Source organism: Spirillospora sp. CA-108201 (assembly GCF_050936235.1).
Taxonomy (GTDB): Bacteria; Actinomycetota; Actinomycetes; order Streptosporangiales; family Streptosporangiaceae; genus Spirillospora.
Map to the genome: position 1 here is coordinate 5,535,625 of NZ_JBNJNE010000001.1, position 12,175 is coordinate 5,547,799.

Sequence of the window (12,175 nt, forward strand, 5' to 3'; positions counted from 1 at the left end):
GTGCTGCGCATCTCCGCCAGCACCGTCCGGGACCGCTGGCCCCTGTTCGCCGGGGCGCTGCTGACCGTCTCCCTGGGCGTCGCCCTGGTGCAGTCGTCGGTGCTGGTGCTGGTCTCGACGGGCGAGCCGAAGATCCCGCCGGGCGCCTCCGGCCGGACGGCCGAGCAGATCCGGGAGGGGTACGTCGGGGCCGCCACGCTGCTGGGCATGGCCACACCGCTCGCGATGTTCCTCGCGGTGTTCATCGTGGGCTCGACGTTCGCCTTCGCCGTGGAGCAGCGGCGCAAGGACCTGGCCCTGCTGCGCATGCTCGGCGGAAGCCGTCCCCAGCTGGTCAGGCTGCTGCTGGGCGAGGCGTTCCTGCTGGGGCTCGCCGGCAGCGCCGCCGGGATGCTCCTGGGCGTGCCGGGCACCTGGCTCCAGGCCCGGCTGCTGACCGGGATCGGGCTGCTCCCCGAGGGCTTCTCCCCGCGCTGGTCCCCCGGCGTCCTGCTGATGTCGCCGAGCGTGGGGATCAGCGTCGCGATCTTCGGGGTGCTGTCGGCCTCCTACCGGGCGGCCCGCGTCCGTCCGCTGGACGCCCTGCGCGACGCCCCGCGCGCGACCCGGGTGATGACCGTCGGCCGCTGGCTGTCGGGGGTGTCGTCCCTCGCGCTGACGGTCCTGCTGGTCACGGCCGGGCACGGCGCCGACCTGCTCGGCGCCCTGCTGATCGGGATGGCCGTGTCGATCTTCGGTTCGATCGCCCTCAGCGCGCTGAGCCCCCTCGCCGTCCCGCTGGTCGGCCGGGCGCTCGGGGCGGTCCTGCGCACCGGAGTGCTCGGCGAGCTGGCGCAGGCGAACCTGCGCGACGCGGTCCGGCGCAGCGCCTCGACGGCGGCGCCCGTCATCGTCCTGGTCGGCCTGCTGATCGGCCTGACCGGCGCGCTGAACTCGCTGGCCCGCGCCACCGGCGCCGACCTCGAACGGATCACCGCCGCCGACCTGGTCGTCACCTCGAACGGGACCGCCGCCGCCCGCGTCCCGCAGGTTCCAGGCGTCGCCGTGGCGTCCCCGCAGAGCCAGGTGGAGATGTCGGTGACGTCCCGGCACCGCGTCGAAGGCCGCTCCTACCGGCAGACCCGCTATTCGGGCATCACCGCCGTGGACGCCGCCGCCTACCGCCGCACCCACCGTCTCACCCTGCGCTCCGGTTCCCTGGACGCGCTGCACGGCCGCACCATCGCGATCGGCCCCCAGCTGGCCGCCGAAGGCGTCCGCAGCGGCACCGTCACGGCACGGATCGGCCCCCGCAAGCTCAAACTGCGCACGGTCGCGCGCCTGCCGGAGGTCCTGGAGAACGGCAGCGACAACTTCCTGGTGCCGCGCGACCTCATCCCCGCCGAGATGCTCGCGGACGCGCCCACCGAGACCCTGGTGCAGGTCGCCCCCGGCACATCGCCGCAGGCGGTCGCCGCCCGCATCCGCGCCGCCGGGGGCGGCGAGGTGCGCACCCTCCGCCGGTGGGCGGACGCCAGAGTCGCCGAGCAGCAGCGGGGCACCATGGGGATCATGGCCGTCCTGATGGGCATGTCCGGCCTGTACGCCGCCATCGCGGTCGTCAACGCCGTCGTGATCGCCGCCGCCGAACGCCGCACGGAGTTCGCCGTCGCCCGCGCCACCGGCCTCACCCGCGCCCAGGTCGTCCGGATGGCCGTCATCGAGTCCGCGGCGGTCACCTTCATCGGCCTGTCGCTCGGCGCCGTGGTCGCGGCGGGGGCCCTGGCGGGCTTCTTCCCGAAGATGCACGGCGTGCGGGTCCTGGCCGTGCCGTGGACCTTGCTCGGCCTGCTGACCGCCGTCTTCCTCACCGTCTCCGCCGTCGCCGCCGCCCTGACCACCCTGGCCGCGACGAGACCGTCCCCCACGGCGTTATAAGTCCCGGCCCTCTTCGCTCGCCTGGCGGCTGTGTTCATTCAGTCCCGGCCCACTCCGCTCGCCTGGCGGCTCGCTACGTGACCGGGCCTGGGCGAACGCGGCATCGCTTCGCGATCTGCCCGGTTCCGCTCGCCTCCGGCTTCGCTCCACCGGCCAGTTCACGCGTTCGCGCAGGGCCGAGACCACGTCGAAACAGGCCCTGGACACCACGAACGTGCCCGGGCAAAAAAGGAGTTGAGTGAGGCGGCGTCGCATTGCTACCGTCCTGCTCGGCCGTGAAGACGTCGCTGGGAGGTGAGACCCGTGAACCCTGTCACCCATGGGTGCTCCCTCAGCCCGTCACGGTCCGGCGGCTGACGATCGGTGTCGCCAGGAGCGCCTGAGAATCGAGGCACTCCTGAAGGAGACTCCGATGAACGCAAAGCCTTCTCCATCCGGCCTGAGCGAACACGCGGTGAGAATCACGCGCGTCGCGGACAGGCACTGGCATGCGCTGGACGACGACCTGGTGGTCGGCCGCGGGTATGCCGAGCACCGGCCCGACGGACGCTTGTTCGTCAGCATCGACGCCTGGCACGACGCCGCCTTCGACCAGCTCGCCGAGACGATGCCGGCGGAACTGCCGGCGCCGCTGTACGCGGTGGTCGACGAAGCCGACGCCGAACTGACGGCCAGGTGGCGCCGAGCCGGATTCAGGATCCGGCGCCGCGAGTGGGAGTACGTCGTGCCCACCGACCCGCGCGTCACAGGGCTCGCAGAGGTCCTGCCGCCTCCGGGCGTGACGATCGTGCCCGCCGGCCAGGCGGACGCGGGCCTGCTGCGCGCGGTGGACCGCGCGATCCGTGACGAGGTCGAAGCGACCGTCGGATGGTGGCGGTCGATGCCCGCGGAGGTGCTCCCCCGCCCCGAGGACGACACCATCGTCGACCCGTCGAAGTACGCGGTGGCCGCGGCGCCAGACCGCTACCTGGGACTGATCCGGGTGGTGACGGTGAAGCGGCCGCGCATCGGACTGCTCGCCGTCCGGGCGGGCGAGCAGCGCCGCGGCATCGCGCGGGCCCTGCTGGCCCACGCGCTGGAGGCGCTCCACCGCACCGGTTCCGCCACGGCCTGGGCCGAGGTCCAGGAGTCCAACCAGGCGGCGTCGGCACTGATCGAGGGCATCGGGGCCCGGCCCGTGAGCAGCAACCTGGAGCTGGTCCGATGACGAGGAACAAGCACGGCCTCGAACTTGAGGGCAGGGTCGTCGAGTGCCTGCGCGCCGCCATGTTCACCGTGGAGTTCGAGAACGGCCACCGCGTGCTCGCGCACATCAGCGGCAAGATGCGCCAGAACTACATCAAGATCAACCTGGAGGACCGGGTCCTGGTGGAGCTCTCCCCGTACGACCTGACCCGCGGCCGGATCGTCTTCCGCCACCGCAACTAGCGGCGCCCGGCGCATTCCGCGGTAGCTGATCCCGGGGCCCCGGTCACGGCGCGCTCGCGTGGCCGGGGCTCCGATGATCTCCCCCGCCAGGTCAGGCGGATTCGGTGGGGAGGTCGGCTTCCACCCAGTCCTGGATGCCCTCGCGGTACTTGCGGACGTTGGTGTAGCCGAGACCGGTGAGCCGGTCGGCGACCTGTCCGCTGTTGGCGCACGCCGGGTTGGAGCAGTAGGTCACGATCGCGGCGTCGCGGTCGGGGAGCAGGGTCGGCGCCTGAGCGTCGACGTCGGCCAGGACCAGTTCGAGGGCGCCGGGCAGGTGCTGCTTGGCGTAGTACTCCCCGCCCAGGGTGTCGAGGACGGTCACGCCGCCCGCCTCGATCGCCGCCTTCAGCTCGTCACGGGTGATGAGTGCGGTCATGCCAGTCCCCTCCGAGAAATAGGACTACGGTCCGGTTCACGAAGGACGATACCGGACCGCAGTCCACTTTCAAAGGCCGACAACTGAGCCCGCCCGTTCGGCGAGGTGGGGGGAAGCGCGGTCGCCCTGCCCCCCTCGGCTTCGACATCGGCAGTGGCGGCGGGCTCCGACTTGGGGGCGGCGTCTCTTGGACCGGTCCGATCTACGGGCTGGGGCTAAGGCCGAGACCCGGCGGGCGTCGGCTGCGTTTGGGGACGTGTGCGGGCGCGGAGGAACAGATGCACGGCGACCAAGGGGATGACGCCGAGGGGGTACCAGGCGACATCGATGAGGTCGAACTGGGCTCCCAGCAGTTGGCGCGCGAGCCAGGTGCGTTGGGAGAGTGCCGCGGGTATGGGGGTGAGCTGCGCGAACTCGATGAACCAGCAGTACGCGATCGCGACGCCGCCGGCGGGCAGTGGGGAGATCCGCGGGCGTATGAAGATGACTATCGTGTAGACGATGGCCCCGGAGAAGGCGGCGCCTGAGTACTGTTCGATGGGCCCGTCCATCACGGCGCGGATCGCGTAGGCCGCGCCCGCGAAGCAGGCTGCCGACACCACCATCAGCAGCCGGGTCCAGCGCACTGCGAGTGACATCGCGCAATCCTAAGTGGCAGCGGCGACGACCGGCACTCCGGCCGATTTCAGAAGACCCTGATCTTCACAGAATCCTTCCTCTCTCGATACAGAAGCAGCGGATCTCCTCAGTTGAGAAGTTCCGCCGGCTGGGCCATTTCGGTGCGCGGGTCGATCAGCGGCCGGATGAGCAGTTCGTCGACGCCGGCCTGTTGCAGGGTGGTGATGCGGGCGCGGAGGTCGTCGCAGGTGCCCACCAAGACCAGGGTGTTCATCAGCGAGGGCAGGATCAGGTCACGGTCCTGGGGTGCGATGCGTCCGAGATGGTCCGGGTAGAGCTCGGTGTGCCGGTCGGGTGCGTCGGCGGCGGCCTTCGGACCGAGCGCGGCCACGACGAACTCGATCGGGTCGGCCGTGTTCACCTGCCCTCCAGCGTGGAGGAAACGGACGTCGCGAAGACCGGCGCATGATTGTGACACTTCTACGCGGGCGGCTGACCTGCACCGTTGCGGGAAGACGGGCGCGGGCTTGGGCGGGGCGGCGGACTGCCGGCCTCGCCCGGCTCCCACCCGGCTGCCCGACATCAGGCCGGGGGCAGTCCGCCGGAGGGGTCCCCGCCCAAGCCCGCGCCCGGCGTCCCGTCACCTGCCCAAGTGGGAGCGTTGTTGGTGCCCGGCCCGGTTCATAGTGAACAGGCCGGGTTCGGTGAGCGTGGCGGGATTGATCACCTTGCGGGCGGGAGGCGCACACTGCGACTATCACGACTCATGACGTATGGCAGTGCGATCGGGTGGGGCGTCATCATCGGCGTTTGGCAGATCTTCGTCCACACGCCCAGAAGTCGCGTCTTCTTCATCTACCTCTTCGGCATCCTGGCGGTGGCGTCTGCGGGCTGGACGATCTTCGACTCGGACGGCGAGGGGCTCGACAAGGACGGGCTGAAGGCGGTCGTCCACTTCGGCATCGCCGCAGCGATCGTGTTGGCCTCCCTGCTCTTTCGCATGCTCCTGGGAAAGTCCAACAAGGGCGAGGACGAGGACCGCGAGATCGTCGCCGGGCGCCATTGGGAGGACCTGCCGTGAACGGGATCTGAGCACGTCAACCCGGCTAGGCCGCTCTCAGTCGTTGTCTCAGTTCGCCTGTGTTCAGCGGCATTCACCACCGTCGCCAGCACGGCTCGATCGTGGACACCCCCCGCCTGAGCAGGGAAGACAACCTTGCCTAACTGAGTGCGCGCGGGGTCTGGGCGCCTGCCAAGGCGTTGAGCGACACTGTTGATCGCTTCGAAGCCGGCTTTGAATAGTGATCTTGGTTCGGTTGGATCGGAGAACAGTACGCGGCGGGGACCAGGCTCCCGCCGCGCCCGTTGACGATCCGGGGTGCCACCAGAGCACCCCGGACGCTGAACATCGAACCGGGCCGGTCGGCCTCGCTTAGATCGCGACCAGGACGCCCCTGAGGCGCCCCTCGTAGAGGGCGTGCTCTGACTGCGGCCGCCGGGGCTTCATGCTGAATGACAGCAATGAGTCCGCCTTGGGCTTCCCGAACTTGTAGAAGCCCGGCTCCTCCCTGGGGAATCGATCGCCGAACAGTTGCACGATCTCCTTCTCGGTGCGACGCCCGTTCCGCAGGTACCACGCGTCAGCGTAGAGCCGATAGAGCTCCGCGAGACGAAGTGGCACATCGGGGCGGAGGAGCAAAGCGTCTCGAACTCCCCGGCTCGCAGTTGCGGGAGGTCCCGCATCAGGCGGACCCGCTCCCGCCTTGAGAGCTCGGATCTCCGGGGCACGGTGAGGTGTCGCCGGTCCTGGCCCGGCGGGATGCGGTGTTTGCGGCTCGGCGTGACGGGCGTGGTTCCGGCGGTTGACGCGGCGGTGAACTGGACGATCAGGCGCGCCAACCTGTCAAAGGGTGTGGCACCGCCCATGAGCAAAGCCGTGCCGCATCCTTCTAACGGCGTACCCCGGCCAGATCCCCGTAAGCGACACGCCACGTGCGGGCCGACCTACGGGTGCTGGTGCACGATGGCGAGCAGCCGGCGGCCGTGCTCGCGTGCGGGGCGGACGCTGATCGGGCTCAAAGCACGGCAGCCGGTCGCGGAACTTCGCGCGGGTCGCCGTTGGGAGGGGCCGGGGCGCGCTGGGTGCGTGGCGGCGGACGGGTCGGCGGGAGGGCCGTGACGGCGTCGGCGGGCCGAGCCAAGCGGCCGGATGCCGTCGTGGTCTCGTGCCCGTCCGCACGCCTGGTGACGGTCCCGACCCGACGGAACCGGTTCTGTCACGTCAGCGTCACGCGAGACGATCCAACGGGCGACCGGTCGAGGTCTCGTGGCACCGAGGCCCGGTCCATCTCTGGGGCGAATTCATATACCGCGTTCAGATCAAAGGAAACTGAAACCCCGGCCGGTTGGGTCAATCAGCCAGTACCGAAGCAGTATGAGCTTCGGTCACTCGGCTAACTGATTCACTGTTTGGCCCAAGTGATCGGGGAAGTGCCAACATGAACAGGAGTGCGCAGGTGCGGGCCCTCGGCGCAAATGACATCGCAGCGATCTTGCGTGACCGCATCCTCAGGGAGAACTCGCCGTATCCCCGAGGCTCAGGTTCGCCGGGAGGCGCCGCCCGCACGTATCGCCGAACTGCTCGGCGTCGATCCCAAGAAGGAAGTTCTCGTCCGCGATCGTGACATGTACTCCGATGACGTGCTGGTACAGAAAGCGCCGAGCTACATCCCCGCCAACATCGCATTCGGCACCCAGCTAGAGGACCTCACCCAGCCGCAAGGCGGCATGCTCACGCGCATGAAGGAACTCGGCTATGAGACGGGGTGTCGTTGACCCAGTGTGCAGGCCCGGCCTCTCGGCCCCAGGATCGCGACACGCTCAGCTTGGCAGCCCATCGACTCCGCACGCTGTGTTGTTCCCGCCCTGCCAGTGTTGAGCCCGCCCGTCCGGCGAAATGGGGGGAAGCGCGGTCGCACCCCAGGGGGTCGGGTGCACCCGCTCGCCGGACGGGCGGAGTTCTAGAGGGTCAGCCGCGCCCAGACGACCTTGCCCCGCCCGCGGCTGACCTGCCGATACCCGCAGCCACCCGTGGCCAGGAGCCGAACCATCATCAGGCCCCGCCCGCCCTCGGCCTCGACATCGGCCTCCGGCATGACCGGTGGCGCGTGGGACGGGTCCCACACCCGGAACTCGACGGCGCCGTCCACGAGCGTGACCCACGCCTGGATCTCATGCCCCTCGAGGGCGTGCACCACGGCGTTCGTCGCCAGCTCCGACATGATCGTCCGCCCGACATAGTCGAGATGCGGTAACCCCCACGCCTCGCACGCCTGCGTCACCAACGTCCGCGTCAGATACACGCTCTCGGGATAAGCCCGCCACCGAAGCGCGAACTCGTCCGGCACCTTTGACGGCCGCTTGTCCCGCATGCCCCGAATGCCATTCATCCCCGGACCACCCTTCTCCCCGGAACCCTGCCCACACCTTCCCGTCCCCGGTTACGCTTGTCGCGTTTCGTTCAGAACTTTCAAGACGAAGGATCTTGAATGCCGAAGGCCGACAAGCTAGATCCAGACAACAACCCCTGGCACTGGCTGGCCACTGACCTGCGAATATGGCGCTTAGAGCGCAACCTCTCGCAGGCCCAACTGGCCGATCTCTTAGGCGTCGACGATTCCACGGTTTCGAACTACGAATCGGGCACCACAAATCTCTCAAAAGAGAAGGCAGAAACACTGGATCAACTTTGGAGGACTCGGGGCCACTTTGCCCGACTTCGGCGATATGCCGAATCGGCACATGATCCGAACTGGTTCAATGCTTACACCAGGTACGAGCAGCGGGCCGACGTCATCAGCGTCTACTCCGCCCTGGTGATTCACGCGCTCTTTCAGACCGAGCAGTATGCGCGTGCGCTGATCGAAGGCGCGCAGGTGGTGGAGGACGTCGAGGCCGCGGTCGCCATCCGCATGGAGCGGCAAGCGCTTTGGAGCCGCATCGACCCACCGGAACTGCGCATCTTCGTACGGCAATCAGTTCTCGAAGATCCCGTAGGAGGCCCGGAGGTCATGCGGGCGCAACTCGGTCACTTGCTTGACCTCAGCCATCGCCGAAGGGTGGTCGTCAGAGCGCTTCCCAAGTACAAAGCCGCGCACGCCGGGGTGGACGGATCGTTCACGATCTTAGAGGTAGGCCGGAAAGAGCATGCCTGGTCAGCAGCGGTCGAGGGCGGTCGGCTCGTATCTGATCCGGCGAAGATCAGGAAGTACCGACTACGCTTCGGACTGATAGGGGATGACGCCCTGTCCCGAGACTCGACCCGGAGTCTCCTGCGCGAATTGATGGAGGCCGTGAAATGAGTAGCCCCGAGTGGCGGAAGTCCAGCCGGAGTGGTTCGGGTGCTGACGGCGGACAGGACTGTGTTGAAGTTGCTGCCCTTACAGAAGGACGCGGTATCAGGGACAGCAAGGCACCCGGCACCGGCCACCTCGCCCTCTCCCCCAAAGACTTCGCCCAGCTCATCACCCGCGTGAAGCGCGGAGACCTGGACATCTAACCCGCCCGACAACACGGCGGGCCTCGCCTTCGCCCTACGGTGTGAACCGACCACTCGAAGGCGAGGCCGCCCAGGGCCGTCCCTCCAAACGGAGGCCATGCATTGCAGTGAGCCTTTTTCAGCGGCGGTGTGGGGACTGCTGATCACGTGATGGTCGCGGTCTGAGACCAGATGGCGGGGCGATCCGTCACTCGGGAGCGGGCCATTCCTCGGCCAGGATCGCGTAGGTGAGACCGTCGAGCCATCCCTTGGTGCGGTGGAGGGAGTCTCTCACCGTGTGCTGTTCACGGCGCATCCCGACCCGCTCCATCAGCCGCCACGAAGGTTCGTTGTCATAGAAACAGTCCGCGTGCAGGCGGCGCAGGCCGAGACTCCCGAAGGCGATGTCGATGAGGGCGCGTACCGCTTCGGTGGCGTAGCCCTTGCCGCCGTAGGAGGGATCCAACGTCCACCCGAGCTCTGCTTCGACGCCTTTCGCCTGGTCAGCGACCTCCTCCTGGGCCCAAGCGTCCTGGACCTGCAACATCAGATCGCCGATCACCCGGCCGTCCAGTTCGACGATGAGCAGGTCCGCGAGCCGCCCCTCACGGAGAAAACGCTCACGGTAGTCGTCGTACGTCGTCGTGGCGGCCCCGACCCATTCGTGAATCTCCGGCAGCTGCCGGAAGACCCAGGTCGCGTCCAGGTCGTCGGGGGTGGCTCGGCGCAACAGCAGTCGGTCGGTGGAAATCGGCCAGTCCAGCGTGTCAAGAGGGTGGCGCATGGGCTTCATGCTGACAGGGAGCCGTGGTGACGCCCAAACCCGACTACTGCGGGCGACGTCCCAACAACGACGCGGCGATCGCCGCACTCCGAGCCGTCCCCACCCGCGCGACGAGGGCCGGTGAGACGGTGTCGGTGGTCCAGTAGCGCAGGCGACGGGTGCGCAGGTGCTAGTCGAGCCAGTGGAACCAGGCGTCAAAGATCGTCTGTGTCGAGTTCGCGAGATTGCTCCTGACCTCAAGCCCCTCGGGCAGTGAGCGGGTGAGGAGGTCAGGGCCGATCAGGCTGATGCCGCGTTGATCCAGAAGATCCCTGATCTGGTGAAACTCGTCAGTCCATGACTGATCAGGAGCAGCGATGACCCGGTCGATGTTGGGCGATATCGAACAACTGCTGTCGGGGGTCTGCCACCGGCTGTCCGGCTGCAGAAGGCAGGCGATCGGCGCCAGACGACACAGGAGCACGTTCAGGCACTCGACACTGACCCCGCCGTCCTCGTCGTCTTGCCGAGTGGATCCATCGCGCTTGGTGGCGAAGACGTCGACGTAGGAGGCATAGCCAGAGCCGTAATGATCGAGCTCGGCATACTCCACCACGACCAGCGGCAGACGGTTCAACTCCGCGACCCTCCGTCGGAGGAACCGATCGACGTCCCGCACGTGATCCCAAGCACCTGGAAGCGGCTCGTTGCGGACGGCACGCCGGAGCGTCGCCTCGGACATCAGCTCAGCCAGGTGATCAACCATCAGATGATCATCCCAACGATGGCCAGTGCGTACCCCGGCATTTCCTGGACGGCGATGACACGGCGCCGCATGCCTGCTGACTTCCGCGCTTTCCCGAGGGCCCGGTTCGCTCGGCAACAGCGCGGGTGGTGGGCCTTACCAGCGGTCGACTACGTGGACCTTTGGTGCGTGGAGGGGGTGCGGGGCGGTGGGGAGGGTGTCGCGGGCGTGGTTTCTGATGGCGATCAGCTGGTCGTCCCAGTGGGCCTCGCGTAGTTCGGCGTCGGTCATGCTCAGGCCGTCGGGGTGCCGTCCGATGGCGGCGAGGTGTCCGAGGTGGCCCCAGGCCAGCCGTTCGATCTTCCAGTCCGGCCAGGCCGCCCCCGCCCGCGCGACGAGTCCCGGCGAGAAGGTGTCGGTGGTCCAGTAGCGCAGGCGGCGGGTGCGCAGGTCGATGACCGCGCCGTCGGTCACGGCGTCCTCGGCGGCCAGGGGAAACGGCGCACTGGCGGCCAGGGTGCCGGGAAGGGACTCCCCGTGGTGCGCCAGCAGCGGTCCGATCGTGTTGGACAGCTGCCAGTGCGTGAGGGTCGCGGCGGCGGCGATGACGCTGACGAGGCAGGTCGCGTGGGCGAAGGCGTCGGCGATCAGTTCGTCGTGGCGGACCGTGATCTGGCGGGCGCCCGGGTCAAAGTCGACGAACCAGTAGTCGCGTGACGCCAGGATCACCTCCACGGCCTCGGCCCTTGCCGGTTCGGGCGGAAGGCCGGGGATGATCAGGCGGCGCAGTTCCTCGTCTCCGCCCCAGGCGTAGGCGACGTCCCAGTCCTCCCAGCCCGGCGCCGCCGCCTGGCGCAGGGCCATGCTCTCGCGGTGGCCGACGCCCGCGGGCGGCATGTCCAGCGCGCAACTGTAGAACCGGTACCGGCGCGTGGCCACGTCCAGGGCGATGCCCTGACAGGACCGCGCCGTGTTCGGGTCTCCGATGACGGGCCTGCCGTCGGCCAGGACCCTCTCCACGAGGCCGGCGCGGTCGTCGGCCCCCGTGAGGTGCCACCGGCCGTACTTCTCGTCCAGCTCCCAGCGGGAGCCGTCTTCCAGGCGGACGAGATAAGCGGTCCAGCAACCCATCCGCGAACAGTACTGATCGAGCACGCGACCGCCGGCGCAGGCTCGGTCACGGCTTCCCGGCGCGTGACGGCCGTTCAGACGTGGGTGAGTGCTCGGGCGGAGGCTTCGAGGATGTCGCCCAGAGCGTCGCGGGCTCGGGTGAGGTCGGCTATGCGGGAGTCCAGCTCGGCGTACTGGGTTCTGAGGTGGTCGAGAACGCAGGCCTGGAGCTCGGTGCCGTCGCCGACGAAGCAGGGCATGAGCTCGCGGATGACCTTGGTAGGGAGCCCGGCGGCGAGCAGGGTGCGGATGCGGGCGACCGTGGCGGGGGCCTCGGGATCGTAATGGCGGTGGCCGCCCTCGCTGCGGTGGGAGGTGAGCAGCTCCTGGGCCTCGTAGTAGCGGAGGAGACGGACGGCCACGCCCGTTTCGCGGGACAGCTCCCCGATCTTCACCTCTATGAGGTCTGGCGTTCGCAGGAGGACCTCGACCGGCACAACGCGACCCCACTGCTGCGCGCCTTCATGAACGAAACTGCCCGAGCACATCGAAGGAGCGCCCGAGGCCTACTTCGGCACGATGAGGAGTCCCTATCCGGCCATCGCGACCTGACCGGGCCCGCCACCAGGCGGCTTGACC

The 12,175-nt window shown here is 68.6% G+C and carries 16 protein-coding genes; 7 read left to right on the plus strand and 9 right to left on the minus strand.

The features are described from left to right. The 3 genes from ACQEU6_RS26585 (at nt 1) to infA (ending at nt 3,345) form a co-directional block, all read left to right on the plus strand. On the plus strand, nt 1-1,917 hold the full coding sequence (locus tag ACQEU6_RS26585) for an FtsX-like permease family protein (protein ID WP_499335751.1): 1,917 nt from the start codon (nt 1-3) through the stop codon (nt 1,915-1,917). A gap of 412 nt (nt 1,918-2,329) precedes the next feature. Further along, nucleotides 2,330-3,124 carry a GNAT family N-acetyltransferase gene (locus ACQEU6_RS26590; RefSeq protein WP_499335752.1) on the plus strand — a complete coding sequence of 265 codons (795 nt, stop codon included), beginning with the start codon at nt 2,330-2,332 and terminating at the stop codon, nt 3,122-3,124. After that, nucleotides 3,121-3,345 (plus strand): translation initiation factor IF-1, encoded by a 225-nt coding sequence (gene infA, locus ACQEU6_RS26595; protein WP_499335753.1) that lies wholly within the window; start codon nt 3,121-3,123, stop codon nt 3,343-3,345. Before ACQEU6_RS26590 ends, infA begins: the two co-directional genes overlap by 4 nt. A gap of 91 nt (nt 3,346-3,436) precedes the next feature. Here the strand turns inward: infA and ACQEU6_RS26600 are convergent, their stop codons facing one another. The 3 genes from ACQEU6_RS26600 to ACQEU6_RS26610 all read right to left on the minus strand — a co-directional run bounded on the left by ACQEU6_RS26600 (nt 3,437) and on the right by ACQEU6_RS26610 (nt 4,802). Beyond that, entirely contained in the window at nt 3,437-3,763 is a 327-nt protein-coding gene (locus tag ACQEU6_RS26600) for a rhodanese-like domain-containing protein (RefSeq protein ID WP_499335754.1), read from the minus strand. A gap of 215 nt (nt 3,764-3,978) precedes the next feature. Next, nucleotides 3,979-4,401, minus strand: a complete 423-nt coding sequence (locus tag ACQEU6_RS26605) for a ribosomal maturation YjgA family protein (protein WP_499335755.1) — start codon at nt 4,399-4,401, stop codon at nt 3,979-3,981. Between the two features lie 107 nt (nt 4,402-4,508). Next, on the minus strand, nt 4,509-4,802 hold the full coding sequence (locus tag ACQEU6_RS26610) for a hypothetical protein (protein ID WP_499335756.1): 294 nt from the start codon (nt 4,800-4,802) through the stop codon (nt 4,509-4,511). Between the two features lie 345 nt (nt 4,803-5,147). On the opposite strand from ACQEU6_RS26610, the gene ACQEU6_RS26615 reads away from it, so the two are divergent. Next, a complete protein-coding gene (locus ACQEU6_RS26615) occupies nt 5,148-5,462 on the plus strand; it encodes a hypothetical protein (RefSeq protein WP_499335757.1) in 315 nt (104 codons plus the stop codon). A 351-nt stretch (nt 5,463-5,813) separates the two neighbouring features. On the opposite strand, the gene ACQEU6_RS26620 is transcribed toward ACQEU6_RS26615, so the two are convergent. Then, complete coding sequence (locus ACQEU6_RS26620) at nt 5,814-5,978, minus strand: hypothetical protein (RefSeq protein ID WP_499335758.1); 165 nt, start codon at nt 5,976-5,978, stop codon at nt 5,814-5,816. Between the two features lie 959 nt (nt 5,979-6,937). On the opposite strand from ACQEU6_RS26620, the gene ACQEU6_RS26625 reads away from it, so the two are divergent. Beyond that, nucleotides 6,938-7,216 carry a UTRA domain-containing protein gene (locus tag ACQEU6_RS26625; protein WP_499335759.1) on the plus strand — a complete coding sequence of 93 codons (279 nt, stop codon included), beginning with the start codon at nt 6,938-6,940 and terminating at the stop codon, nt 7,214-7,216. A 185-nt stretch (nt 7,217-7,401) separates the two neighbouring features. On the opposite strand, the gene ACQEU6_RS26630 is transcribed toward ACQEU6_RS26625, so the two are convergent. Beyond that, nucleotides 7,402-7,812 (minus strand): ATP-binding protein, encoded by a 411-nt coding sequence (locus tag ACQEU6_RS26630; protein ID WP_499335760.1) that lies wholly within the window; start codon nt 7,810-7,812, stop codon nt 7,402-7,404. A gap of 117 nt (nt 7,813-7,929) precedes the next feature. Between ACQEU6_RS26630 and ACQEU6_RS26635 the strand changes: the two genes are divergently transcribed. Beyond that, a complete protein-coding gene (locus ACQEU6_RS26635) occupies nt 7,930-8,742 on the plus strand; it encodes a helix-turn-helix domain-containing protein (RefSeq protein ID WP_499335761.1) in 813 nt (270 codons plus the stop codon). Beyond that, a complete protein-coding gene (locus ACQEU6_RS26640) occupies nt 8,739-8,939 on the plus strand; it encodes a DUF397 domain-containing protein (protein ID WP_499335762.1) in 201 nt (66 codons plus the stop codon). Before ACQEU6_RS26635 ends, ACQEU6_RS26640 begins: the two co-directional genes overlap by 4 nt. Nucleotides 8,940-9,126: 187 nt before the next feature. On the opposite strand, the gene ACQEU6_RS26645 is transcribed toward ACQEU6_RS26640, so the two are convergent. From ACQEU6_RS26645 to ACQEU6_RS26660, 4 genes are all read right to left on the minus strand, one after another. Beyond that, on the minus strand, nt 9,127-9,702 hold the full coding sequence (locus ACQEU6_RS26645) for a GNAT family N-acetyltransferase (RefSeq protein ID WP_499335763.1): 576 nt from the start codon (nt 9,700-9,702) through the stop codon (nt 9,127-9,129). 169 nt (nt 9,703-9,871) lie between these two features. After that, on the minus strand, nt 9,872-10,447 hold the full coding sequence (locus tag ACQEU6_RS26650) for a hypothetical protein (RefSeq protein WP_499335764.1): 576 nt from the start codon (nt 10,445-10,447) through the stop codon (nt 9,872-9,874). Between the two features lie 135 nt (nt 10,448-10,582). Continuing rightward, nucleotides 10,583-11,557, minus strand: coding sequence for a hypothetical protein (locus ACQEU6_RS26655; RefSeq protein ID WP_499335765.1), 975 nt, complete (start codon nt 11,555-11,557; stop codon nt 10,583-10,585). A 74-nt stretch (nt 11,558-11,631) separates the two neighbouring features. Continuing rightward, complete coding sequence (locus ACQEU6_RS26660; protein ID WP_499335766.1) at nt 11,632-11,991, minus strand: MerR family transcriptional regulator; 360 nt, start codon at nt 11,989-11,991, stop codon at nt 11,632-11,634. Nucleotides 11,992-12,175 lie beyond the last annotated feature (184 nt).

Coding starts and splice junctions, on each gene's coding strand:
- ACQEU6_RS26640 (WP_499335762.1), top strand. CDS start 8,739: ATGAGTAGCCCCGAGTGGCGGAAGTCCAGCCGGAGTGGTTCGGGTGCT.
- ACQEU6_RS26630 (WP_499335760.1), bottom strand. CDS start 7,812: ATGCGGGACAAGCGGCCGTCAAAGGTGCCGGACGAGTTCGCGCTTCGG.
- ACQEU6_RS26590 (WP_499335752.1), top strand. CDS start 2,330: ATGAACGCAAAGCCTTCTCCATCCGGCCTGAGCGAACACGCGGTGAGA.
- ACQEU6_RS26655 (WP_499335765.1), bottom strand. CDS start 11,557: ATGGGTTGCTGGACCGCTTATCTCGTCCGCCTGGAAGACGGCTCCCGC.
- ACQEU6_RS26650 (WP_499335764.1), bottom strand. CDS start 10,447: ATGGTTGATCACCTGGCTGAGCTGATGTCCGAGGCGACGCTCCGGCGT.
- ACQEU6_RS26645 (WP_499335763.1), bottom strand. CDS start 9,702: ATGCGCCACCCTCTTGACACGCTGGACTGGCCGATTTCCACCGACCGA.
- infA (WP_499335753.1), top strand. CDS start 3,121: ATGACGAGGAACAAGCACGGCCTCGAACTTGAGGGCAGGGTCGTCGAG.
- ACQEU6_RS26635 (WP_499335761.1), top strand. CDS start 7,930: ATGCCGAAGGCCGACAAGCTAGATCCAGACAACAACCCCTGGCACTGG.
- ACQEU6_RS26615 (WP_499335757.1), top strand. CDS start 5,148: ATGACGTATGGCAGTGCGATCGGGTGGGGCGTCATCATCGGCGTTTGG.
- ACQEU6_RS26605 (WP_499335755.1), bottom strand. CDS start 4,401: ATGTCACTCGCAGTGCGCTGGACCCGGCTGCTGATGGTGGTGTCGGCA.
- ACQEU6_RS26600 (WP_499335754.1), bottom strand. CDS start 3,763: ATGACCGCACTCATCACCCGTGACGAGCTGAAGGCGGCGATCGAGGCG.